27 protein-coding genes, 1 tRNA gene and 1 pseudogene are annotated in these 23,609 nt (G+C 59.2%); 5 read left to right on the top strand and 24 right to left on the bottom strand.

Annotated features, from left to right (window positions below; genetic code table 11):
- Positions 1 to 123: 123 nt before the first annotated feature.
- The 18 genes from bamB to trmJ form a co-directional block, all read right to left on the bottom strand.
- The gene (bamB, locus tag BT119_RS10745) at positions 124 to 1,278 is read right to left on the bottom strand and encodes an outer membrane protein assembly factor BamB (RefSeq protein ID WP_072365627.1); all 1,155 of its coding nucleotides are present in this window, start codon (positions 1,276 to 1,278) and stop codon (positions 124 to 126) included.
- The gene (locus BT119_RS10740) at positions 1,271 to 1,912 is read right to left on the bottom strand and encodes a YfgM family protein (protein ID WP_002552488.1); all 642 of its coding nucleotides are present in this window, start codon (positions 1,910 to 1,912) and stop codon (positions 1,271 to 1,273) included. The genes bamB and BT119_RS10740 overlap by 8 nt, the downstream gene beginning before the upstream one ends.
- A 39-nt stretch (positions 1,913 to 1,951) precedes the next feature.
- Positions 1,952 to 3,241 (bottom strand): histidine--tRNA ligase, encoded by a 1,290-nt coding sequence (hisS, locus tag BT119_RS10735; protein WP_003365074.1) that lies wholly within the window; start codon positions 3,239 to 3,241, stop codon positions 1,952 to 1,954.
- Between the two features lie 22 nt (positions 3,242 to 3,263).
- Positions 3,264 to 4,373 (bottom strand): flavodoxin-dependent (E)-4-hydroxy-3-methylbut-2-enyl-diphosphate synthase, encoded by a 1,110-nt coding sequence (ispG, locus tag BT119_RS10730; protein ID WP_003365075.1) that lies wholly within the window; start codon positions 4,371 to 4,373, stop codon positions 3,264 to 3,266.
- A 3-nt stretch (positions 4,374 to 4,376) separates the two neighbouring features.
- Positions 4,377 to 5,387 (bottom strand): RodZ domain-containing protein, encoded by a 1,011-nt coding sequence (locus tag BT119_RS10725; RefSeq protein WP_072365624.1) that lies wholly within the window; start codon positions 5,385 to 5,387, stop codon positions 4,377 to 4,379.
- Complete coding sequence (gene pilW / locus BT119_RS10720; RefSeq protein WP_003409116.1) at positions 5,387 to 6,145, bottom strand: type IV pilus biogenesis/stability protein PilW; 759 nt, start codon at positions 6,143 to 6,145, stop codon at positions 5,387 to 5,389. The genes BT119_RS10725 and pilW overlap by 1 nt, the downstream gene beginning before the upstream one ends.
- Before the next feature lie 26 nt (positions 6,146 to 6,171).
- Positions 6,172 to 7,320, bottom strand: coding sequence for a dual-specificity RNA methyltransferase RlmN (rlmN, locus tag BT119_RS10715; RefSeq protein ID WP_003433455.1), 1,149 nt, complete (start codon positions 7,318 to 7,320; stop codon positions 6,172 to 6,174).
- A 33-nt stretch (positions 7,321 to 7,353) separates the two neighbouring features.
- Complete coding sequence (ndk, locus tag BT119_RS10710; protein ID WP_002552482.1) at positions 7,354 to 7,779, bottom strand: nucleoside-diphosphate kinase; 426 nt, start codon at positions 7,777 to 7,779, stop codon at positions 7,354 to 7,356.
- 96 nt (positions 7,780 to 7,875) lie between these two features.
- Complete coding sequence (gene iscX, locus BT119_RS10705) at positions 7,876 to 8,076, bottom strand: Fe-S cluster assembly protein IscX (RefSeq protein ID WP_002552481.1); 201 nt, start codon at positions 8,074 to 8,076, stop codon at positions 7,876 to 7,878.
- A gap of 14 nt (positions 8,077 to 8,090) precedes the next feature.
- Positions 8,091 to 8,432 (bottom strand): ISC system 2Fe-2S type ferredoxin, encoded by a 342-nt coding sequence (gene fdx / locus BT119_RS10700; RefSeq protein ID WP_003433456.1) that lies wholly within the window; start codon positions 8,430 to 8,432, stop codon positions 8,091 to 8,093.
- A gap of 3 nt (positions 8,433 to 8,435) precedes the next feature.
- Positions 8,436 to 10,298, bottom strand: coding sequence for a Fe-S protein assembly chaperone HscA (gene hscA, locus BT119_RS10695; protein ID WP_003433457.1), 1,863 nt, complete (start codon positions 10,296 to 10,298; stop codon positions 8,436 to 8,438).
- A gap of 44 nt (positions 10,299 to 10,342) precedes the next feature.
- A complete protein-coding gene (gene hscB / locus BT119_RS10690) occupies positions 10,343 to 10,864 on the bottom strand; it encodes a co-chaperone HscB (protein WP_002552478.1) in 522 nt (173 codons plus the stop codon).
- An 11-nt stretch (positions 10,865 to 10,875) separates the two neighbouring features.
- A complete protein-coding gene (gene iscA / locus BT119_RS10685; RefSeq protein WP_003365093.1) occupies positions 10,876 to 11,199 on the bottom strand; it encodes an iron-sulfur cluster assembly protein IscA in 324 nt (107 codons plus the stop codon).
- A 71-nt stretch (positions 11,200 to 11,270) separates the two neighbouring features.
- A complete protein-coding gene (iscU, locus tag BT119_RS10680) occupies positions 11,271 to 11,657 on the bottom strand; it encodes a Fe-S cluster assembly scaffold IscU (protein ID WP_002552476.1) in 387 nt (128 codons plus the stop codon).
- 82 nt (positions 11,658 to 11,739) lie between these two features.
- Complete coding sequence (locus BT119_RS10675) at positions 11,740 to 12,954, bottom strand: IscS subfamily cysteine desulfurase (RefSeq protein WP_003365095.1); 1,215 nt, start codon at positions 12,952 to 12,954, stop codon at positions 11,740 to 11,742.
- Positions 12,955 to 12,998: 44 nt separating this feature from the next.
- Positions 12,999 to 13,490, bottom strand: coding sequence for a Fe-S cluster assembly transcriptional regulator IscR (iscR, locus tag BT119_RS10670; RefSeq protein WP_002552474.1), 492 nt, complete (start codon positions 13,488 to 13,490; stop codon positions 12,999 to 13,001).
- Between the two features lie 159 nt (positions 13,491 to 13,649).
- Positions 13,650 to 14,426 (bottom strand): serine O-acetyltransferase, encoded by a 777-nt coding sequence (gene cysE / locus BT119_RS10660; RefSeq protein WP_058397328.1) that lies wholly within the window; start codon positions 14,424 to 14,426, stop codon positions 13,650 to 13,652.
- Entirely contained in the window at positions 14,426 to 15,190 is a 765-nt protein-coding gene (gene trmJ, locus BT119_RS10655) for a tRNA (cytosine(32)/uridine(32)-2'-O)-methyltransferase TrmJ (RefSeq protein WP_003433458.1), read from the bottom strand. Before trmJ ends, cysE begins: the two co-directional genes overlap by 1 nt.
- Positions 15,191 to 15,405: 215 nt before the next feature.
- On the opposite strand from trmJ, the gene suhB reads away from it, so the two are divergent.
- A complete protein-coding gene (gene suhB / locus BT119_RS10650) occupies positions 15,406 to 16,221 on the top strand; it encodes a type III secretion system regulator SuhB (RefSeq protein WP_003314166.1) in 816 nt (271 codons plus the stop codon).
- Between the two features lie 66 nt (positions 16,222 to 16,287).
- Here suhB and BT119_RS10645 read toward each other — a convergent pair whose 3' ends face one another.
- From BT119_RS10645 to queA, 6 genes are all read right to left on the bottom strand, one after another.
- A complete protein-coding gene (locus BT119_RS10645; protein WP_002552471.1) occupies positions 16,288 to 16,827 on the bottom strand; it encodes a glycine zipper 2TM domain-containing protein in 540 nt (179 codons plus the stop codon).
- 108 nt (positions 16,828 to 16,935) lie between these two features.
- Positions 16,936 to 17,847: a protein translocase subunit SecF gene (gene secF / locus BT119_RS10640; protein WP_003433459.1), complete on the bottom strand. Its 912-nt coding sequence runs from the start codon at positions 17,845 to 17,847 to the stop codon at positions 16,936 to 16,938.
- Between the two features lie 9 nt (positions 17,848 to 17,856).
- Positions 17,857 to 19,725 (bottom strand): protein translocase subunit SecD, encoded by a 1,869-nt coding sequence (gene secD, locus BT119_RS10635; RefSeq protein ID WP_003433461.1) that lies wholly within the window; start codon positions 19,723 to 19,725, stop codon positions 17,857 to 17,859.
- Between the two features lie 63 nt (positions 19,726 to 19,788).
- Positions 19,789 to 20,124, bottom strand: coding sequence for a preprotein translocase subunit YajC (gene yajC / locus BT119_RS10630; protein WP_002552468.1), 336 nt, complete (start codon positions 20,122 to 20,124; stop codon positions 19,789 to 19,791).
- A 53-nt stretch (positions 20,125 to 20,177) separates the two neighbouring features.
- Positions 20,178 to 21,293 (bottom strand): tRNA guanosine(34) transglycosylase Tgt, encoded by a 1,116-nt coding sequence (tgt, locus tag BT119_RS10625; RefSeq protein ID WP_003365111.1) that lies wholly within the window; start codon positions 21,291 to 21,293, stop codon positions 20,178 to 20,180.
- A 14-nt stretch (positions 21,294 to 21,307) separates the two neighbouring features.
- The gene (queA, locus tag BT119_RS10620) at positions 21,308 to 22,372 is read right to left on the bottom strand and encodes a tRNA preQ1(34) S-adenosylmethionine ribosyltransferase-isomerase QueA (RefSeq protein WP_002552466.1); all 1,065 of its coding nucleotides are present in this window, start codon (positions 22,370 to 22,372) and stop codon (positions 21,308 to 21,310) included.
- A 117-nt stretch (positions 22,373 to 22,489) separates the two neighbouring features.
- Here queA and BT119_RS10615 point away from each other — a divergent pair.
- The 4 genes and pseudogenes from BT119_RS10615 to BT119_RS10600 all read left to right on the top strand — a co-directional run bounded on the left by BT119_RS10615 (position 22,490) and on the right by BT119_RS10600 (position 23,481).
- Positions 22,490 to 22,574: transfer RNA gene (locus BT119_RS10615), tRNA-Leu, on the top strand.
- Positions 22,575 to 22,770: 196 nt separating this feature from the next.
- Positions 22,771 to 22,989: pseudogene (locus BT119_RS10610) on the top strand (Arm DNA-binding domain-containing protein); the annotation flags it as partial.
- 37 nt (positions 22,990 to 23,026) lie between these two features.
- Positions 23,027 to 23,236 (top strand): hypothetical protein, encoded by a 210-nt coding sequence (locus BT119_RS10605; protein WP_072365622.1) that lies wholly within the window; start codon positions 23,027 to 23,029, stop codon positions 23,234 to 23,236.
- 47 nt (positions 23,237 to 23,283) lie between these two features.
- A complete protein-coding gene (locus BT119_RS10600) occupies positions 23,284 to 23,481 on the top strand; it encodes a hypothetical protein (protein ID WP_072365620.1) in 198 nt (65 codons plus the stop codon).
- The last annotated feature ends 128 nt before the right edge of the window (positions 23,482 to 23,609 follow it).

The following is a 23,609-nucleotide window of genomic DNA, read 5'->3' as shown; positions in this document are numbered from 1 at the left end:
GTTATTTCAGAAAATACAAAAGCCGCTGCAGGGCAGCGGCCGGAGTTCGGGGCGATGCCACAAAGGCACCGCAGCCTTGCCGAAGCAAGGGCACCCGGGGCCATTGGCCCCGGGCATGGACACTTATTGCTTGATGGTCAGGGCTTCCAGTTTGCCGCTGTTGCCATACACGTAAATCATGTCCCCAACCACCAGCGGACGCGCACGCAGGCCGTCGCTGTCGATACGTTCGCGACCGACAAAACGACCGTCCACCTGGCTCAACAGGTGCAGGTAGCCTTCCATGTCACCGACCGCTACGTAGCTGGAATACACTTCCGGCGCGCCGAGCTGGCGGCGAGCCAGTGATTCGTTGCTCCACAGTGCAGAGGACGAACGCTCGTCGATACCTTCGACAGTACCGGAGGCCAGAGTGGCATAGACGCTGCCAAAGCCCTGGGCGACACCCGAGTAACTCGAAGCATCACGCTGCCAGAGCACACGACCGCTTTCCAGATCGAGACCGGCGACGCGGCCCTGATAGGTAGCAACGTACAGCGTACCGCCGGACAGCAACAGGCCGCCGTCGATATCGACCACACGATCCAGTTCCGAGCGACCTTGCGGGATGGCAACACGCTGCTCCCAGATCGGCACGCCGTTGGTCATATCCAGAGCGACGACCTTGCCGGTCGACAGACCTGCCACGGCAAGACGGTTCGTCGCCAGCGGAGCACCGGTACCGCGCAGGGTCAGCACCGCCGGGGTACTTTCGTAGATCCAGAGCTGCGAACCGGTAGAGGCGTCGAAACCGACGATGCGGTCATCCTGAGTCTGGACAACGACCACGGAACCGTTGGTGGCAGGCGGAGCCAGCACTTCGCTGGTGACGCGAGCGCGCCACTTTTCTTCACCGGACGTGGCGTCCATGGCAATCACTTCACCCTTGAGGGTGCCGATCATCACCAGTCCGTAGCCCACGCCGACTGCACCGGAAACGGGCAGGTCGAGATCCTTCTTCCAGATCACGTCGCCAGTCAGACGGTCCAGCGACACGACTTCGCCCGTGACGTCAGCCGCATAGATGCGGTCGCCATCAATGGCCGGCACGAGCATGTTGTAAGTCTTGCCCTGACCGTCGCCAATGGAACGGCTCCACTGCTTGTGCAGAACCACTTCTTCTTTGAAGTCGGTCAGCTCGGCCGGAGGCAATTCCTTTTTGCTGTTGCTGCTGCAACCCGCGGCCAGAATGGCCAGAGCCAGCAATGCTGCATGTTTCCAACGAATCACGTCACGCATCCCCTTTCGCCAGATCGTCGAGCTTCATTTGCAGGCCACCCACTGCTGCGTCTTCGGACAGAGCAGATTTGGCCTTTTGGTATGCAGCATACGCCTCGTCGGTACGACCCAGCTGTACCAGCAGGTCACCCTTGAGTTCTTCACGACTGGCGAGGAAAGCCTTGTCGGCATCGCCGTCGAGCAGCTTCAGCGCGTCATCGGTCTTGTTCTGCGCAGCCAGCACGCGTGCCAGACGTTGACGGGCAATCTCGCCCAGCGTGTCATTGGCAGGTTTGTCGGCCACGGTTTTCAGCTCGGCTGCAGCATCGTCCAGCTTGCCAGCATCGACCGCCACCTTGGCGACGAACAGGCTACCGAACTGTGCGTAGGTAGTGCCACCGAATTCGCTTTTCAGTTTGCCGGAGATCTCGGCGACACGTGCGGTGTCTGCCTGACCACTGGGCGTCAGTGCGGTTTCCAGCAATTGCTGATAAAGCATCGAGGCGCCTTGCGACTGGCTGGCCTGATACCTGTGCCAGAACTGCCAACCCAGAACCACGACCAACGCAAGCAGACCGCCGGTCAACAGAGGTTTGCCGTTGCGCTGCCACCAGTCCTTCATTACCGCCAGCTCTTCATCTTCGGTACCCGACACCCCAATACTCCTATTCGCTAAACGGCTGTTAAATCAGCTTCAACCCTGCACGACGCAGGAGGCCAGGTGCTCTGACAGAGCATCCCAGGCAATATTTTGTTGTTCACCCTGACCACGCAGGGGCTTGACGCCAATGACCTTCGCCGCCAGTTCTTCTTCGCCGAGGATCAGTGCGAACAGCGCACCGCTCTTGTCGGCCTTCTTGAACTGGCTTTTGAAGCTGCCGGCACCGGCGTTGACCTGCAACCGCAGGGTCGGCAGCTGATCACGGACCTTTTCGGTCAATGCCAGTGCCGCCAGCTCGGCCGCTTCGCCGAATGCGCACAGGTAGACATCGACCTGACGGGCAATCTCTTCCGGCACCTGTTCAAGGGTTTCGAGCAGCAGAACCAGACGCTCGATACCCATCGCGAAACCGACGCCTGCAGTAGGCTTGCCACCCATCTGCTCGACCAGACCGTCGTAACGACCGCCCGCACAGACCGTACCCTGGGCACCGAGTTGATCGGTGACCCACTCGAAAACGGTCTTGCTGTAGTAGTCCAGGCCACGCACCAGCTTGGGATTGATCACATAAGGGATACCGGCGGCGTCCAGACGGGCCTTCAGGCCTTCGAAGTGAACGCGGGATTCGTCATCCAGGTAGTCCGCCAGTTTAGGCGCATCGACCAGCACAGCCTGGGTTTCAGGGTGCTTGGTGTCCAGCACGCGCAGCGGGTTGGTTTTCAGGCGGCGCTGGCTGTCTTCGTCCAGTTGGTCGAGACGTGCCGAGAGGTATTCGACCAGCGCGTCGCGATAACGCGCACGCGCCTCGCTGGTGCCCAGGCTGTTCAGCTCGAGCTTCACGGCGTTACGAATGCCCAGCAGGCCCCACAGGCGCCAGGTCATGACAATCAGCTCGGCATCGATATCCGGACCGTCCAGGTTGAAAACCTCGACACCGATCTGATGAAACTGACGATAACGGCCTTTCTGTGGACGCTCGTGACGGAACATCGGACCGATGTACCACAGTTTTTGAACCTGGCCGCCGCCAGTGATGCCGTGTTCGAGGACCGCACGCACGCATGCGGCGGTGCCTTCAGGGCGCAGGGTCAGAGAGTCACCGTTACGATCGGCGAAGGTGTACATCTCTTTCTCGACGATATCGGTCACTTCACCGATGGAGCGCTTGAACAGCTCGGTGAATTCGACGATAGGCATACGAATCTGGCGGTAACCGTAGTTATCCAGCAGACGGGCAACAGTGCCTTCGAAGTGACGCCACAACGGCGTCTGCTCGGGCAGGATGTCGTTCATGCCACGAATGGCTTGTAGAGACTTACTCACAGAAAATCCTTAGCAATCCGGGTTAGCCGCGCACGATGACCGAGGCGTCGGCTTCGGCTTTTTCAGCCGCTTTCTCGCGAATCAAGCGTTCCAGCTCATTCACGAGATTGTCATTGGTCAGTTTCTGCGCGGGTTTGCCGTCGATGTAGATCAGGTTCGGCGTACCACCGGTCAGGCCGATATGCGCCTCTTTGGCTTCGCCCGGACCATTGACCACACAACCGATGACCGCGACATCGAGCGGAACCAGCAAATCCTCGAGGCGACCTTCCAGCTCGTTCATGGTCTTGACCACATCGAAGTTCTGCCGCGAGCAGCTCGGGCAGGCGATGAAGTTGATTCCACGCGAACGAAGACGCAACGATTTGAGAATGTCGTACCCGACCTTCACTTCCTCGACCGGGTCAGCCGCCAGCGAAATGCGGATAGTATCGCCAATTCCTTCGGCGAGCAGCATACCGAGACCGACAGCCGATTTCACCGTACCTGAACGCAAGCCACCGGCTTCGGTGATGCCCAGGTGCAGCGGCTGAACAATCTCCTTGGCCAGCAGGCGATAGGCAGCGACGGCCATAAACACATCGGAAGCCTTGACGCTGACCTTGAAGTCCGGAAAGTTCAGGCGTTCCAGATGCTCGACATGGCGCAGCGCAGATTCTACCAAGGCCTCTGGCGTAGGCTCGCCGTACTTCTTCTGCAGGTCTTTTTCCAGCGAACCGGCGTTGACGCCAATACGGATCGGGATGCCTCGATCACGCGCAGCATCGACCACGGCCCGCACACGGTCTTCACGACCGATATTGCCCGGGTTGATACGCAGACAGTCGACGCCCAGCTCCGCCACACGCAGGGCGATGCGGTAATCGAAGTGGATGTCGGCGACCAGCGGCACCTTGACCAGTTGCTTGATGCGGCCGAATGCTTCGGCAGCGTCCATGTCGGGCACCGAAACACGCACGATGTCGACACCCGCCGCTTCCAGACGATTGATCTGTGCCACGGTAGCGGCCACATCGTTGGTATCACTGTTGGTCATGCTTTGCACCGCGATCGGCGCATCACCGCCGACTGGTACGGAACCGACCCATATTTTCCGGGATTCGCGACGCTTGATTGGAGATTCGCCGTGCATGACTTATTGCCCTAGCTTCAGGCGAGCAGTTTCGCCGCTGGTAAAAGGTGCTACATCCACAGGCTGACCGTTGTAGCTGACCTGCGCACCACGCGCATAGCCCAGACGCAGGGTCAACGGCGGCTTGCCGCTGACATCCAGACTGTCGCCCTTGCGCTTGAGGCCGCTGACCAGCACCTTGCCGTTTCCGTCAGTGACCTGGGTCCAGCAATCGGCAACGAACTGTACGGTCACCTGACCGGCACCCGCCACGGCAGGCACTGGCTGCTCGGCAGGTGCAGTCGGCATCGACGGCACGGTCGGCGCAGCAACGGGGGCTTGCGGCGTGCTCGCCGGTGGCGTGGCAGCAGCAGGCGTCTGTGTTTGTGGTTGTGCGGTTGCATGACCTGTAACGCTGGAAGCCGGGGCCGCTGGCGCAGCAACTGGCGCCTCACTGGCAGGCGCACCGGTATTCAACGGCAAGGAAGTTTGTCCGGAGGCAGGCGTTTCAGCCACAGCAGGCTCTTCCGGCTCGTCGAGCGGGTGAATCTGCGTGGTGCCGTCGGCACTTTCGACTTCGACGTGCTCCATGTTCAGCCCGGACTGATCCCTGCCGCGCAAGGTCGCCTGATCCTGCCACCAGAAGAAACCACCGCCGACCAGGATCACCAGCAACAGCAGGCTGACGATACGCAGAATGTTGTGCGACAGCCTGACCGGCTCTTCGATACGGCCCAGCGCGTGGACCGAACTGCCTTTACCGTCAGTGCCGGTGAACTGGTCGAACTGTTCGACCAGCGCCGCCTGATCAAGGTCAAGCAGTTTGGCGTAGGCACGCACGTAGCCCCGGGCAAACGTATGCCCAGGCAGCTTTTCAAACTGGCCGTTCTCCAGATTGGTCAGGGAGGTCACGGTGAGATTGAGTCTCAAGGCCACATCTGGCAGCGACCAGCTCCTGCTCTCGCGGGCCTGGCGCAGGGTTTCTCCAGGATTCACGCGATTGGTTGCTACAACTTCGGGATGCGCCGCTTTCATCATTGCTCCGACAGGTATTGCTGATATTCCGGCGTACCGGGATAGAGTCTTTTCAACAGCAGGCCAAAGCTGGCTGCCTTGTTACGATCATCATATATCTTCGCCAGCCGTGTACCGAGCAATAGACTACGTGCATTTTGCTCGCTGAGTTGGCTAAAACGGTCGTAATAGTCACGCGCCGGCACATATTGCTTGTCTTCGTAGGACAGCTGAGCCATTTCCAGCAAGGATAATGGCAACTGACGGTCCAGGCGCAATGCCTTGGTAAAATGCTCGCGAGCCTGCTCGCGGTTGCCCAGTTTCAGCGAGGTCATGCCCAGGCTTTCAAAAACCCGTGACCGCTCAGGATACAGGTTGTCGGCAGCCGCCTGTTCAAAACGCTCGTAGGCTTCCTTGTAACGTTTTTGCTCGAACAGAAAACTGCCGTAATTGTTGACGATACGTGTTTCGTTATTGCTGGCAGCCAACGCCTTGCGAAAGTACTGCTCTGCCAGCTCCGGCTCCATCTCTGTCTGGAACACCAGGGCCAGCGCGGCGTTGGCCTGCGCATCCGAGCTGTCGAGTTCAAGCGCCTTTTTCAGCGGAACCTTGGCGCGCTCGGTCTGCCCCTGCTGGAAATAACCCAGGCCAAGCTGCACGTAAGCCTTGCGCGCTTCCTCGCGCCCCTGGGCCGTCGTCAGCGGATTGACGTTACCGGTGGACACGCACGCTGTCAGCAGGACGACAACACAGAGCAGCAGCGAGGCACGCACAGGCATGGAGTCTCTCTCGGTCAGGTTCGCAGTCAGGTTCGAGTCACCGCGACAGGGGCCGCATCGGCCTCGGCGCTCAACTCACGCACTGCAATGTAGCGTTCGCTACGGCGTGTGCGGTCCATCACCTGCCCGACCAACTGGCCGCATGCAGCATCGATATCTTCACCGCGTGTGGTGCGCACAGTGACGTTATAACCGGCCTGATGCAACAGGTCCTGAAAACGACGGATTGCGTTATTGCTGGGACGCTCGTAACCGGAGTGCGGAAACGGGTTGAACGGAATCAGGTTGATCTTGCAAGGTGTGTCCTTGAGCAGTTCGATCATCTCGACCGCGTGCTCTACCTTGTCGTTGATGTCCTTGAGCATGGTGTACTCGATGGTGAGCACACGCTTTTCGCCCAGATTGGACATATAGCGACGGCAGGACTCGAGAAGCATTTTCAACGGGTATTTCTTGTTGAGCGGCACCAACTGGTTGCGCAGCGCATCGTTCGGTGCGTGCAGCGACAAGGCCAGGGACACGTCGATGTGCTTGGAAAGCTCATCGATCATCGGTACCACACCGGAGGTGGACAAGGTCACCCGGCGCTTGGAAATGCCATACCCCAAGTCATCCATCATCAGATGCATGGCGGCAATGACATTGTCGAAGTTCAGCAGCGGCTCACCCATGCCCATCATCACCACGTTGGTGATGGCACGGTCGACGGTCGCCGGGACGCTGCCGAAGGATTTGTTGGCAATCCACACCTGACCGATGACTTCGGCGGCGGTGAGGTTGCTGTTGAAGCCTTGCTTGCCCGTGGAACAGAAGCTGCAATCCAGGGCACAGCCCGCCTGGGACGAAACACACAAGGTGCCACGCTTGCCCTGCGGAATGTAAACGGTCTCGACACAGCTGCCGGACTCTACGCGCACCACCCATTTACGGGTGCCGTCGCTGGAGATGTCCTCGCTGACCACTTCGGGACCGCGAACTTCGGCACAGGCCTTGAGCTTTTCGCGCAGGGCCTTGCTGACGTTCGTCATCGCGTCGAAATCGTCGACGCCGAAGTGGTGAATCCACTTCATGACCTGACCGGCACGGAAGCGCTTCTCCCCGATAGAGTCGAAGAATTTCTCCATTTCCTGCTGAGTCAGCCCCAGCAGGTTGGTTTTACCAGTCGATGCAATCATGAATTCACCCTTCACTCGTCAGTCAAAAATGACTTAGCGAGCGGTTACTTCGGTAGCTGCGAAGAAGTACGAGATTTCGCGAGCGGCGGCTGCTTCGGAATCGGAGCCGTGAACAGCGTTGGCGTCGATGGAGTCAGCGAAATCAGCACGGATGGTGCCGGCAGCAGCTTCTTTAGGGTTGGTAGCGCCCATCAGCTCGCGGTTCAGAGCGATAGCGTTTTCGCCTTCCAGAACCTGAACGACAACCGGACCGGAGATCATGAAAGCAACCAGGTCGCCGAAGAAACCGCGAGCGCTGTGCTCAGCGTAGAAACCTTCAGCTTCAGCCTTGGACAGTTGCTTCAGCTTGGAAGCGACAACGCGCAGACCGGCTTTTTCGAAACGAGTGGTGATCTCGCCGATTACGTTCTTGGCAACGGCGTCAGGCTTGATGATGGAGAAAGTACGTTGAACAGCCATGGTGAAACTCCAGAAGCAGTGATTGAAGCGAAAAATTAAACCCGCGAATTATACGCGGGTTCTGGTGTATTGCCTAACTGCGTACGTTACTGAACGTCAATCGGCCTCTTCGATCCATAACCCCTGGATCGCCTCGAGAACCTTTTCCCCACTACGGTCAGGGTGGTCATCGAACTCAGGCAAGGCCATGACCAGATTACGCAGCCTGGGAAAACTCACAGTCAGCGGATCGACATCCGGGTGGCTTTCAGCCAGCTGGATGGCGATTTCCTGCACATCAACCCATTTGAGACTCATGAGCAATCCTTGAATCAGTGTGGCGCTTCAGCGGCGTGGTTGAGCGAATACTTGGGTATTTCGACCGTGAGGTCTTCGTTGCCGACAATGGCCTGACAGGACAGACGCGATTGCGCTTCCAGCCCCCACGCCTTGTCGAGCATGTCTTCTTCCAGCTCATCGGCTTCATTCAGCGAACCGAAACCTTCGCGAATGATGCAATGGCAGGTGGTGCACGCACACACGCCACCACAGGCGCTTTCAATCTCGATGTGGTGCTCGTGGGCAATGTCGAGAATAGACGTGCCGGGCTCCACTTCTACAACCAGCCCGTCCGGGCAATGCTCGGCGTGGGGCAGAAAAATCACCTGCGGCATCAGTTATTCCTCAATCTCATTCAAGTTGCGCCCGGCCAGTGCGGCTTTTACCGTCGAATCGAGGCGTCGGGCAGCAAATGCATCGGTCACCTGCGACAGACGCTTGGTCTGTTGCTCGATGGCATAACCATCGGTGCCTTGCATCAGTTCACGGAGTTCGTCCATCTGCAGGTTAATGACCAGGCGCTCTTCCTCGTCGAGAAGACGCTCGCCATCGGCATCCAGGGCACCCTGAACAGCTTCGAGCAGACGCTCGGCATCAACCTGATGCTCACGCAGCACACGAGCGACCTTGTCGTCGCCGGCATACTCGAAGGAGTCCTTGAGCATGCGGGTGACTTCGTCATCGGTCAGCCCGTAGGAAGGCTTGACCTGAATGCTCGACTCGATACCCGAGCCCATTTCACGCGCCGAAACGCTGAGCAGACCGTCAGCATCGACCTGGAAGGTGACACGAATCTTTGCCGCACCCGCGACCATCGGCGGGATGCCACGCAGCTCGAAGCGCGCCAGCGAACGACAGTCGCTGATCAATTCACGCTCACCCTGCAGTACATGAATCTTCATGGCCGTCTGGCCATCCTTGTACGTGGTGAATTCCTGACCACGCGCCACAGGGATGGTGGTGTTGCGCGGAATGACCTTCTCCATCAGACCGCCCATGGTTTCCAGCCCCAGCGAGAGCGGAATCACATCGAGGAGCAGCAGTTCGCCACCGTCACGCTTGTTGCCGGCCAGAGTATCGGCCTGGATCGCAGCCCCGATGGCCACCACCTGATCCGGGTCGATCTCGGTCAACGGCTGACGACCGAAAAGCTCGGCCACCGCTTCGCGTACGCGTGGAACTCGGGTTGAACCGCCGACCATGACCACCGCTTCGACTTCTTCAAGCTCGATACCGGTGTCACGCACCGCACGACGACAGGCCTTGAGACTGCGCGCGACCATAGGCTCGATCAGCGCATTGAGCGCCTCGCGGGTCAGCGTGCCACGCCAGTCACCGTAGGCGACCTCGACAGACTCGGCGTCAGTCAGCGCTTCCTTGGCCGAGCAGGCAGCCTGCAGCAGGCTGCGTTGCGCGGAAGGGTCGATATCGGCAGACAGACCGGCATCAGTGACAATCCAGTTGGCTATCGCATGATCGAAGTCATCGCCACCCAGAGCGGTATCGCCGCCAGTGGCCAGTACTTCAAACACACCGCCGGTCAGGCGCAGGATCGAGATATCGAAGGTCCCGCCACCCAAGTCATAGATGGCAACCACGCCTTCGGCTTTCTGATCCAGGCCATAGGCGACAGCCGCCGCCGTGGGCTCATTGAGCAGGCGCAGTACGTTGAGACCCGCCAGTCTGGCAGCGTCCTTGGTCGCCTGACGCTGAGCGTCATCGAAGTAGGCAGGAACGGTGATCACCGCGCCTACCAGCTCGCCACCCAACGAGGCTTCTGCGCGCTGGCGCAGGACCTTGAGGATGTCGGCAGACACTTCGACCGGACTTTTCGGCCCCTGCACGGTGTCGATGAACGGCATGTGCGACTCACCGCCAACAAACCGGTACGGCAGCTGCTCGCCCAGTTGCTTGACGTCAGTCAGACCACGCCCCATGAGACGCTTGACCGACAGAACGGTATTGAACGGGTCCTGGGAGGCGGCGATCTTCGCTGACTGCCCTACTTCGACACGATCAGCGTGATAGCGCACGGCAGACGGCAGAATGACCTGCCCCTCTGCATCGGCCAGCGGTTCGGACAGGCCGCTGCGTACCGCAGCAACCAGAGAATTGGTGGTGCCCAGGTCGATACCCACAGCCAGACGACGCTGGTGCGGTTGAGGACTCAGGCCGGGTTCGGCGATCTGCAGTAAAGCCATGCTGTTCAGAATAATCACTGGCGCGCGGCCGAAGCCGCGCGGGGTTAATCGTCGAGGCGCTCTTCTAACTGGCGCACTTCGTGAGAGAGCTTGTCGAGAAACTGCATACGCCGCATCAGCTTTTCAGCGTGCTCGCGCTGTGCAGCATCATTCCAACAGGCCGCGAAGCTCTGGTTCAGTTCGTCCTGAGCGACCTTGAGCTGACGCTTGAAGGTCGCAACGCCGGCGAGATCAGCCTCTTCCTGCAAGTCCTCAAGGTCTTCGCGCAATTGCATCTGCTGCAGAAGAAACTCGGGATCATGCACCGTGACTTCGAGCGGCACTTCGTTGCCGTTCATTGCCAGCAGGTAGCGCGCCCTTTTCGGCGGGCTTTTCAGGGTCTGATAGGCCTCGTTGAGACTGGCCGAGCGCTCCAGCGCCACACGCTGCTCACGCTCGGGGGCATCCGCAAAGCGATCCGGATGCACGTTACGCGCAAGCTCACGGTAGCGCGTGGCCAGCTGGTCAAGATCAAGCTGAAACTCGGGCTTGAGGTCGAACAGGGCGAAGTGACAGGGAGTACCCACAATAAAAAGCCTCAGACGTTGAAGCTTTCGCCACAGCCGCACTCACCGCGCGAATTGGGATTGTTGAACTTGAAGCCTTCGTTCAACCCTTCACGCACGAAATCGAGCTCGGTGCCATCCAGATAGACCAGACTCTTCGGATCAATGATCACCTTGACGCCGTGCATTTCAAACACGGTGTCTTCGCTGGCCGCCTCATCGACGAACTCGAGCACATAGGCAAGACCTGAACAGCCTGTGGTGCGAACACCCAGACGAACGCCGTCACCCTTGCCGCGCCCCTCAAGGGAACGTCGTACGTGGTTAGCGGCAGCTTCTGTCATGCTGATAGCCATCGGAACTCCTTAGCCTGTTGCATTAGCCTGTTGCAGTTGACTCTGTCGCAAGCTTCTCTTGAAAAGCCTGCTTACAGCAGACCTTTCTTTTGCTTGTAATCGCGAACGGCCGCCTTGATGGCGTCTTCAGCGAGTACCGAGCAGTGAATCTTCACTGGCGGCAGTGCCAGCTCTTCAGCCAACTGAGTGTTCTTGATGGTCTCTGCTTCATCCAGAGTCTTGCCTTTCATCCACTCGGTCGCCAGGGAGCTGGACGCAATGGCCGAACCACAGCCGTAGGTCTTGAACTTGGCGTCTTCGATAACGCCCTGCTCGTTGACCTTGATCTGCAGGCGCATCACGTCGCCGCACGCAGGAGCGCCGACCATGCCGGTGCCAACATCAGGATCTTCCGCGTTCATCTTGCCGACGTTACGTGGATTTTCGTAGTGGTCGATGACCTTTTCGCTGTAAGCCATGATTCTATTCCTCTCACATCAGGGAGCCGCTCTGCAGGTCACGTCGCAATTGCCCATGACCTGTCTTGGAGGCGACTTTAAATTAGTGCGCCGCCCACTCGATCTTGGAGATGTCGACGCCGTCTTTGAACATGTCCCACAGCGGCGAAAGCGTGCGCAGCCGGGTGACAGCCTCGCAAACTTTCTGCGCGGCGTAATCGATTTCTTCTTCGGTGCTGAAACGGCCGAAGGTGAAACGAATCGAGCTGTGCGCCAGTTCGTCGTTGCGACCCAGGGCACGCAGCACGTACGAAGGCTCAAGCGAGGCCGAGGTACAGGCCGAACCGGACGATACCGCCAGATCCTTGAGCGCCATGATCAGCGACTCGCCTTCGACATAGTTGAAGCTCAGGTTCAGGTTGTGCGGTACGCGTGCGGTCAGACTGCCGTTGACGTACAGCTCTTCCAGGTTTTCGACCTGCTTGAAAAAACGATCGCTGAGTGCCTTGATGCGCACGTTTTCAGCAGCCATTTCTTCCTTGGCGATACGGAATGCTTCGCCCATGCCGACGATCTGGTGAGTCGCCAGGGTGCCGGAACGCATGCCACGCTCGTGACCGCCGCCGTGCATGGTCGCTTCAAGGCGAACACGTGGCTTGCGGCTGACGTAGAGTGCGCCGATGCCTTTGGGGCCGTAGGTTTTGTGTGCAGAGAACGACATCAGGTCAACCTTGAGGCTGGCCAGATCGATTTCAACCTTGCCGGTCGACTGCGCGCCATCGACGTGGAACAGCACACCACGTGAACGGGTCAGCTCACCGATCGCGGCGATATCGTTGATGGTGCCGATCTCGTTGTTCACATGCATGATCGAAACCAGGATGGTGTCGTCGCGCAGTGCCGCTTCAATCATGGCAGGCGTGATCAGACCGTCTTCGCCTGGCTCGATGTAGGTCACTTCGAAACCTTCGCGTTCCAGCTGGCGAGTGGTGTCGAGGACAGCCTTGTGCTCAACCTTCGACGTGATCAGGTGCTTGCCTTTGCTGGCGTAGAAATGCGCAACACCTTTAATAGCCAGGTTGTTGGATTCAGTGGCACCCGAAGTCCAGACGATTTCGCGCGGATCGGCGTTGACCAGATCAGCGACCTGACGACGAGCGTTCTCGACCGCTTCTTCGGCTTTCCAGCCAAAGACGTGGGAGCGCGAGGCCGGGTTGCCGAAGTTTCCTTCGACGGTCAGGCAATCGATCATTTTCTGCGCGACACGCGGATCGACCGGGGTCGTCGCGGAGTAGTCGAGGTAAATTGGCAATTTCATTGAAGCTCTCCTATCAGGCAGGCGCACCGCTCATTCATCTGCGTTCATTCGACGGCGGACGTTTCGATCTTACCCAGTTGCGACATGTGGTTATGACCACGGCGCATATCCTGGCGCTGAGCGACTTCTTGTACCTCACGGCGAGTGACAAGATCCGCCAAGCTGATACCGCTTAGAAATTCGTGAATCTGCTGGCTCAGGTCGCACCACAGGTGGTGAGTCAGGCAGGTATCGCCAGCATGGCAATCGCCCAGACCCTGACACCGCGTGGCATCGACAGATTCATTGACTGCATCGACAACCTGAGCAACCTGGATGCCTTTCATGTCGCGCGACAGCTGGTAACCACCGCCCGGACCACGAACACTGGAAACCAGATTGCCGCGACGCAGCTTGGCGAACAGCTGCTCGAGGTAGGACAGGGAAATACCCTGCCGCTCGGAGATGTCGGCCAGAGACACTGGCCCGTTCTGCGCGTGCAACGCCAGGTCAAGCATGGCTGTTACAGCGTATCGGCCTTTAGTAGTCAGTCGCATGGCGTATACCGCAGAGGTTCGGAATGAGAGCGAGTATGCTATTCCCGAGTAAAAGAGTCAACTATTAGACCAAGTAAAACAGTCGGGATTAGCGAAAAGCGCGGGCTGCATCATAGCAAAGGTGCGGCGTAATGGCACGCACCCTGCCCACCGTGAGCGCTAGCCGACCTTGCCTTCCTGGCAGTCCTTGACGCAGTCGAAAACTTCGTCACGCAGCTCCGGCAACTCCTTGGCGCGGTAATCGCTGCCAAGCCTGCCGAGTGCATCGCACATGCCTTCCAGGCGCCCATCGACAGCCTGCAAATGGTCAAGCAACTGGCCAATAGCGCGCGCGACCGGATCGGGCATATCTGCACTGACACCGTAGGCATCGAAGCCGAGCTTCTCGGCCATGGCCTTGCGCCTGGCCTCAACCTCATCGTCTGACTTGACGATGATGCGCCCCGGGATGCCCACTGCGGTTGCGCCCGCAGGCACAGCCTTGGTGACCACTGCATTGGAGCCGATCTTGGCGCCGGCGCCCACCGTGAACGGCCCGAGCACCTTGGCACCCGCCCCGACCACCACACCGTCTTCCAGCGTCGGATGGCGCTTGCCGGCATTCCAGCTGGTGCCACCCAGGGTCACGCCCTGGTAGAGGGTGACGTCACTGCCGATCTCGGCGGTTTCGCCGATCACGATGCCCATGCCGTGATCGATGAAAAAACGGCGGCCGATGCGCGCGCCCGGATGGATCTCGATTCCGGTCATCCAGCGGCCAAAGTTCGAGACCACCCGCGCCGGCCATTTCCAGCCGTTGCGCCACAGAATATGGGCGAAGCGGTGCAGCCAGATCGCGTGCATCCCCGGATAGCAGGTCAGGACTTCAAAGGCGTTGCGCGCTGCGGGATCGCGGTGGAACACGCTTTGAATGTCTTCTCGCAGACGCTCGAACATCACTGATCCTTTCGCTTGTAGGGTTCACCGCGCGCGGCTTTCTGGGTTTCAGTGAGCACACCGCGCAGGATACTCAGCTCGGATCGCTCGACTTCGCTACGCCCGTACAGCCTGCGCAACCGGGCCATCAGATGCCGTGGCTTTTCCGGATCAAGAAAACCGATGGCCACCAGCGTGGCCTCGAGGTGGGTGTAGAAACCTTCCATTTCGTCCATGGTCGCCAGTTCGGCACTGTGCGCCGACGCAGGCCTTGAAGCCTCGCCCTGCTCCGCGGCAGCCAGCCAGGCCACGCGCACCTCATAACTGAGCACCTGTACGGCAGCCGCCAGATTGAGAGAACTGAACGCAGGGTCAGACGGGATGTGCACATGGAAGTGGCAACGCTGCAGCTCTTCGTTGGTCAGGCCCGCATGTTCGCGACCGAACACCAGCGCCACCTCGGCACCGTCGCCGGCCTGTTCGATGACTTTCTCACCCGAGGCACGCGGATCCAGCATAGGCCAAGGCAGGCTTCGATCCCGCGCGCTGGTGCCCAGCACCAGACGGCAGCCGACCAGCGCTTCTTCAAGGGTCGCCACCACCTGCGCGCCCTCGAGAATGTCGGTAGCGCCGGACGCACGCGCATCGGCATCGGGCGAAGGAAAAATGCGCGGATCGACCAGCACCAGACGCGAAAGCCCCATGTTTTTCATGGCGCGAGCAGCCCCGCCGATATTTCCGGGATGGGTAGTGCCGACCAGGACAACACGAATGTTCTGCAACAAAGCGAACGCTCACTGATACGAATTAGGGGGGCAAATCTTACAGAAACGGCTCGACTAACGCCATGAAGCTGTGAGAGCTGCAACAGCATGGGCGACCGCGCCGGACGCAAAAAAACACACACGAACCCGACAACCGTAACAACGCAAGGCTGGAAATAATTCGAATCAGCCCATAGAATGCCCGGCTCTCTTTAACAACCTTAGGTGAATTATCCATGCAGCCCATGCTGAATATCGCGCTGCGCGCCGCCCGCAGCGCCAGCGAATTGATTTTCCGCTCCATCGAGCGCCTGGATACCATCAAGGTTGACGAAAAAGAAGCCAAAGACTACGTCACAGAGATCGACCGCGCTGCCGAGCAAAGCATCATCACCGCTCTGCGCAAGGCCTACCCGACTCACGGCATCCTCGGCGAAGAAAGCGGCCTGCACGAAGGCAGCGGCGAAGGCACCGACTACCTGTGGATCATCGACCCACTGGACGGCACCACCAACTTCGTTCGCGGCATCCCGCACTTTGCCGTCAGCATCGCCTGCAAATACCGCGGCCGCCTCGAGCACGCCGTGGTTCTCGACCCGGTCCGCCAGGAAGAATTCACCGCAAGCCGTGGTCGTGGCGCAGCCCTGAACGGTCGCCGTCTGCGCGTCAGCCAGCGCAAGAGCCTGGAAGGCGCCCTGCTCGGCACCGGCTTCCCGTTTCGTGACAACCAGATGGACAACATCGAGAACTACCTGGGCATGTTCCGCAGCCTGGTAGGCCAGACCGCCGGCATCCGCCGCGCAGGTGCTGCCAGCCTCGACCTGGCTTATGTCGCTGCCGGTCGCTTCGATGCGTTCTGGGAGTCAGGCCTGTCCGAGTGGGATATGGCTGCAGGCGCCCTGCTGATTCAGGAAGCAGGCGGTCTGGTCAGCGATTTCACCGGTGGTCACGACTTCCTCGAGAAAGGCCACATCGTTGCCGGCAACACCAAGTGCTTCAAGGCGGTACTGACCGCGATCGCACCGCACCTGCCAGCTTCGCTCAAGCGTTAAGCGGCAGGCATAAAAAAACCGGCGCAAGCCGGTTTTTTTATGTCTTGTGAAGCTCAGCGGATGGCGTTACTGCGCCTGACCCAATATCAGCTGACCGTTCTTGTCGACCGGAATCTGGCTACCCGGATCACGCTCCATACGAACCTGACCCACCTTCTCGTTCAGCTTGTACTTGACGTTGTAGCCCACAACCTTGTCGCTCACATCATTGACCGTCGTGCAGCGGTTCTGCGTAGTGGTGTAGGTATCACGCTCCTGCATGCCTTCCTGAACCTTGTTACCCGCATAACCACCACCTACCGCGCCCGCGACTGTAGCGATCTTCTTGCCGTTACCGCCACCGATCTGGTTACCCAGCAAGCCACCGGCAACCGCGCCAATAACGCTACCGACGATCTGATGCTGGTCCTTGACCGGCGCCTGACGGGTAACGGTTACGTCCTTGCAAACTTCACGGGGGGTTTTGATCTGCTGATTGATCGGCTCTACCGCCAATACATCCGCATACTCAGGACCACCCTTGACCAAGCTATAGGTGGCAACGGCGCCGCCAGCAGTCACGACAGCAGCACCTAACACAGCACCAACAAGCATAGACTTGTTCACTTGAACCTCCTGACCAATCGAAACGCAGCATGGCTGCGCAATGCCTAGCCTTGGAGCATAAAAAAAGGCGCGAGTTCAGCACTCGCGCCTTTTTTATGATGGCCGGACCTACGGGAGGTCGTCAGCCTTCTCGACGACCACTGGAGGAATCAGATCCTCGGTGGTCAGGTTCAGCCAGATCAGCACCACGTTGGCGATGTAGATGGACGAGTAGGTACCCGCCAGTACGCCGATGAACAACGCGATGGAGAAGCCTTCCAGGCTGTCACCGCCAAACACCCACAATGCCACGATCGCCAACAGGGTCGAAACCGAGGTGGCAATGGTGCGCAGCAGTGTCTGCGTGGTGGAGATGTTGATGTTCTCGATCAACGAAGCCTTGCGCAGCAGGCGGAAGTTTTCGCGTACCCGGTCGAAGACCACAATGGTGTCGTTCAGCGAGTAGCCGATGATCGCCAGCACCGCCGCCAGCACCGTCAGGTCGAAGGTGATCTGGAAGAACGACAGGATCCCCATCGTCACCACCACGTCGTGAATCAGCGAGACGATCGCCCCGACTGCGAATTTCCACTGGAAGCGGAATGCCAGGTAGATCAGAACACCGCCCAGCGCCATCAGCATGCCGAGGCCGCCCTGATCGCGCAGCTCTTCACCGACCTGCGGGCCGACGAACTCGACACGCTTGACCACTGCCGGGTTATCGGCACCGGCCTTGCGCAGCGCCTCGGCAACCTGGGTGCCCAGTTGCGGGTCTTCACCCGGCATGCGCACCAGCAAGTCGGTGGTGGCGCCGAAGCTCTGTACAACGGCTTCGTGATAGCCCGCCGAAACCAGCTCCTGACGAACCTTTCCCAGGTCAGCGGGACGTTCGTAGGTCAGCTCGATGAGCGTACCGCCGGTGAAGTCCAGACCAAAGTTGAGCCCTTTATGGAACCAGCTGAACAACGCCAGTACGGTAAGGAGCATTGTGATGGCGAACGCAACATTGCGAACGCCCATGAAGTTGATGGTACGTAACATGGCAGCCCCTTAAATCCACAACTTCTTGAAGTCACGACCGCCGTAGATCAGGTTGACCATAGCGCGGGTCACCATGATGGCCGTGAACATCGAGGTAAAGATCCCGAGCGACATGGTCACCGCAAACCCCTTGACCGGGCCGGTGCCCATCGCAAAGAGAATGCCGCCGACCAGCAGCGTCGTCAGGTTGGCGTCGAGGATCGCCGTGTAGGCACGATCGAAACCTTCGTTGATAGCACGCTGAACCGTCATGCCGTTGGCGATCTCTTCACGAATCCGCGAGAAGATCAGCACGTTGGCGTCCACCGCCATACCCATGGTCAACACGATACCGGCGATACCCGGCAGGGTCAGTGTGGCACCCAGCAAGGACATCAATGCCAGCAGCATGACCATGTTGAGGGCCAGTGCCACGGTCGCGATCAGACCGAAGAAGCGGTAGATCGCCATGATGAACAGCGAGACGAACAGCATGCCCCACAGGGAAGCGTCGATACCCTTGGTGATGTTGTCGGCACCCAGGCTAGGACCGATGGTGCGCTCTTCAGCGAAGTACATCGGCGCCGCCAGACCACCGGCACGCAACAGCAGCGCCAGCTCGGAAGACTCACCCTGACCATTCAGACCGGTAATCCGGAACTGGCTGCCCAGTGGCGACTGAATGGTCGCCAGACTGATGATTTTCTTGTCTTCCTTGAAAGTCTGCACCGGCACGTCTTTCTCGACGCCATCGACCATCTGTTTGGTATAGGTGGTGGTCGGACGCTGCTCGATGAAGATCACCGCCATGCTGCGCCCCACATTGCTGCGGGTTGCGCGGCTCATCAGTTCGCCGCCGTGACCATCGAGGTTGATGTTCACCTGTGGACGACCATGCTCGTCGAAGCTGGCCTTGGCGTCAGTCACCTGATCACCGGTAATGATCAGACCACGCTCCACCGCCGCTGCCGGACGACCGCCTTCGCGGAATTCGAACATCTCGGTGGTGCCTTTCGAATCATCCGGGCCTGCACCCAGACGGAATTCGAGGTTGGCGGTCTTGCCCAGAATACGCTTGGCTTCGGCCGTGTCCTGAACACCCGGCAGCTCGACCACGATGCGGTTGGCACCCTGGCGCTGAACCAGCGGCTCGGCAACACCCAGCTCGTTGACCCGGTTACGCACGGTGGTCAGGTTCTGCTTGATCGAGTATTCGCGAATCTCGGCCAGCTTGGCAGGCGTCAACGCCATGCGCAGTACCGGGATACCGTTCAGCTCGGCAGGCGTGATTTCGAAATCGGTAAAGGTCTTGCGTACCAGTGCACGCGCCTGCTCACGCTCTGCGTCGTCGGTGAAGCCCAGCTGAATCACATTGCCCAGCTGCGGCAGGCTGCGATAACGCACCTTTTCCTTGCGCAACAGGGATTTGACTTCGCCTTCGTAGACTTTCAGACGCGCATCGATCGCCTTGTCCATGTCGACTTCCAGCAGGAAGTGCACACCGCCGGACAGGTCGAGACCAAGCTTCATCGGGCTTGCACCCAGGTGACGCAACCAGGTCGGCGTGGTACGCGCCAGGTTCAGTGCAACGACATAGTCGTCACCCAACGCCTTGCGCACGACATCCTTGGCTGGCAACTGATCTTCCTGCTTGCTCAGACGCAACAAACCGCCCTTGCCATTCTCGGCCAGAGAAGAAGCCTTGACCGAGATGCCGGCATCGGCAAGCGCCTTGGCTGCACGATCCACGTCCGCCTGATTGACTTGCAACGCAGTGCTTGCGCCGCTGATCTGGATGGCAGAATCATCAGGGTAGAGATTGGGTGCGGAATAAATAAAACCGACCACCAGCACCGCCAGGATCAGTACGTATTTCCACAGAGGGTATTTGTTCAGCATCACGCCGCCCGCTTAAAACGCGGGGCGCCTTGCGCGCCCCGTCGATGGGTAAAAAGTTGTTGCTCAGATCGCTTTCAGGGTGCCTTTAGGCAGAGTGGCCGCGATGGCGCCCTTCTGGATTTTCAGCTCAACGGTGTCAGACACTTCGATGACCACGAAGTCATCGGTCACTTTGTTGATCTTGCCCGCGATACCGCCACTGGTGACAACTTCGTCGCCTTTCTGCAGGTTGCCCAGCAGGTTTTTCTGCTCTTTGGCGCGCTTGGCCTGTGGACGCCAGATCATCAGATAGAAGATGACCAGGAAGCCGACCAGGAAGATCCACTCGAAACCACTGCCCGCAGGACCGGCAGCCGGTGCAGCAGCATCCGCAAAAGCGGGAGAGATGAAAAAGCTCATTTGTCGCTCCAGTTACATAATTAGTATAAAAAGCAGGAAAAACTCGTTCTGTTTCAACCCAGAGGCGGCGTTGGAAGACCGCGTTTGGCATAGAAGGCATCGACGAAGGCGGCCAATGTACCCTGTTGAATAGCCTCGCGCAAACCAGCCATAAGCAGCTGGTAGTGCCGCAAATTATGGATTGTATTGAGCATGCTCCCCAGCATTTCCCCGCACTTGTCCAGGTGATGCAGATAAGCGCGCGAGAAGTTCTTGCAGGTGTAGCAATCGCAGGTCGGGTCCAGCGGCGAATTGTCGTGGCGATGGAACGCGTTACGGATTTTCAATACACCGGTATCGGTGAACAGATGGCCGTTGCGGGCGTTGCGGGTGGGCATCACGCAGTCGAACATGTCGACGCCACGGCGCACACCTTCGACCAGATCTTCCGGCTTGCCTACACCCATCAGGTAACGAGGTTTGTCTGCCGGCATGAGGCCTGGCAGGTAGTCCAGCACCTTGATCATCTCGTGCTTGGGTTCGCCCACCGACAGACCGCCGATCGCCAGACCGTCAAAGCCGATCTCGTCCAGGCCTTCCAGCGAGCGCTTGCGCAGGTTCTCGTGCATCCCGCCCTGAACGATGCCGAACAACGCGGCAGTGTTTTCGCCGTGGGCGATCTTGGAACGCTTGGCCCAGCGCAGCGACAGCTCCATGGAGACTCGCGCCACATCTTCGTCGGCCGGGTACGGTGTGCATTCGTCGAAGATCATCACGACGTCTGACCCCAGATCACGCTGGACCTGCATCGACTCTTCCGGCCCCATGAACACCTTGGCACCATCGACCGGCGAGGCGAACGTCACGCCCTCTTCCTTGATCTTGCGCATGGCGCCCAGGCTGAACACCTGAAAACCGCCGGAGTCGGTCAGAATCGGCCCCTTCCACTGCATGAAATCGTGCAGGTCACCGTGGCCCTTGATGACTTCGGTACCCGGACGCAGCCACAGGTGAAACGTGTTGCCCAGAATCATCTGCGCACCGGTGGCCTCGATATCACGCGGCAGCATGCCCTTGACCGTGCCATAGGTGCCCACCGGCATGAACGCCGGGGTTTCCACCACACCGCGCGGGAAGGTCAGCCGACCGCGACGGGCTTTGCCATCGGTGGCCAACAACTCGAAAGACATACGACAGGTGCGACTCATGCGTGATCCTCTGGTGCCGATTCCTGTGGGGCCGTCGGCGCGGGATTGCGGGTGATGAACATCGCATCACCGTAACTGAAGAAGCGGTAGCCGTGCTCGATGGCCGCCGCGTAGGCCGCCATCGTCTCGGGATAACCGGCGAACGCCGAAACCAGCATCAACAGCGTGGATTCAGGCAAATGGAAATTGGTCACCAGGGCATCGACCACGTGAAACGGCCGGCCTGGATAGATGAAGATGTCGGTATCGCCGCTGAACGGCTTCAGTTCGCCGTCACGCGCGGCACTCTCCAGCGAGCGCACGCTGGTGGTCCCGACGGCAACCACTCGCCCGCCCCGTGCACGGCACGCGGCCACAGCGTCGACCACGTCCTGGCCAACTTCCAGCCATTCGCTGTGCATGTGATGATCTTCGATCTGCTCGACGCGCACCGGCTGGAATGTACCCGCGCCAACGTGCAGCGTGACGAACGCAGTCTCGACGCCCTTGGCGGCAATCGCCTCGAGCAGCGGCTGATCGAAATGCAGGCCAGCAGTCGGTGCAGCCACAGCACCCGCACGCTGCGCGTATACGGTCTGATAACGCTCGCGATCCGCGCCTTCATCCGGACGGTCTATATAAGGAGGCAACGGCATATGGCCGACACGCTCCAGCAACGGCAGTACTTCTTCGGCGAAGCGCAGCTCGAACAGCGCATCGTGCCGCGCCACCATCTCGGCCTCGCCACCGCCGTCGATCAGAATCGACGAGCCAGGCTTGGGCGACTTGCTCGAACGCACATGCGCCAGCACACGATGGCTGTCCAGCACGCGCTCGACCAGAATTTCCAGCTTGCCGCCGGAGGCCTTTTGCCCGAACAGACGTGCGGGAATGACCCGGGTATTGTTGAACACCATCAAATCGCCCGGGCGCAAATGCTCGAGCAAATCGGTGAATTGACGATGTGCCAGCGCGCCCGTCGGCCCATCGAGGGTCAACAGACGACTGCTGCGACGCTCGGCCAGCGGGTGGCGAGCAATCAGGGAATCGGGGAGTTCGAAGGTAAAGTCGGCGACGCGCATGATCGGGTTCGTTTAGCAGGGCCGGGAAGTTTATCCGGTTTGACGGCATTAGTAAAAAACCTGCGTAAATCCCTGTTGACCAACAGAAAACTCATCCTTATACTTCGCCGCCATTGAGCCCTGATGGCGGAATTGGTAGACGCGGCGGATTCAAAATCCGTTTTCGAAAGAAGTGGGAGTTCGATTCTCCCTCGGGGCACCACATAGCAGTATCCAGAGGTCCCAACCAGACCCGGAACACCAGATAAACCGGCCCACGAGCCGGTTTTTTTTTGCCCAGCTTTCCCAGCGAATCCCTTGCAAGCCCAGTTTATTGTGAGTAGATCGAGTTCGATCCAGATTTCTACTCACACTCTGACGGGAAAATCCCCCGCCAGCGCCAGCCCAGAGGGTTTGCCTTGGCTCTCACTGACACAGCCGCTCGTACAGCAAAGCCCCGCGAAAAACTCTACTGTCTGACGGATACCGCTGGCCTTTGCCTTGAGGTCACACGTGGCGGCTCGAAGCTTTGGCGATTCCGTTACCGTCTCGGTGGCAAATCCAAAATGATGGGGCTTGGCGCCTACCCCACCGTGACGCTCGCCAAAGCCAGAGAGCGCCGCGAGGACGCCCGCCAGGACCACCGAGCCTGTGGGTACGCCGGTAGTTGTCACCATGGGAATGCCAGAGGGTAAAGCGCTGATCCTCGACACCACCACCGCTCTGCTTGATCGCCAGGAGGTTACTGTTGAGGCAAGCCGAATGGACGGCGACAACTTCCGCCGCAACTTGGTGACCATCCTCGCGGAGCTGCGCGCAGGCTTGGCAGTGTATGCGTCGACATCGATGCGCCTGGTGACACTCAGCACCCCTGCTACTACGTGATCAGATTGGGCGAAGTCGAATTTACGGCTTCGCCTAGAGGAAGTCTCATGAATACTCTCAAATCGGACACCCTTCCGAAACCGATCCAGCAAGCACTAAACCGGATCGCGCACAGCCGCTCACTGCTCTATCAAGCTGCCTGCCGCGACCAGATCCGCAAGGAGATCGACATACTGCTAGCCAGCGGAATGAGCCACAAGGACGCAATCGAAGCGCTTAGGGCCAGCCCCCGACTCTCGCCCTAGGATACTGAGTCGAGCCATCAAGAAGCAGCAGGAAGATGCAAGCCGTACCGCTTCCAGCGACACAATAGAGTGGGGTGAGGTTAGCCTGCAAGCCTATACCCCACCACTTTCGGGCCAAGCTGAGAAGC

Source organism: Pseudomonas sp. NFACC10-1 (genome assembly GCF_900119195.1).
Classification (GTDB): domain Bacteria; phylum Pseudomonadota; class Gammaproteobacteria; order Pseudomonadales; family Pseudomonadaceae; genus Aquipseudomonas; species Aquipseudomonas cerasi.
Note: the sequence above shows the minus strand (reverse complement) of the source record. Positions and strands in the feature narration are given on the sequence as shown.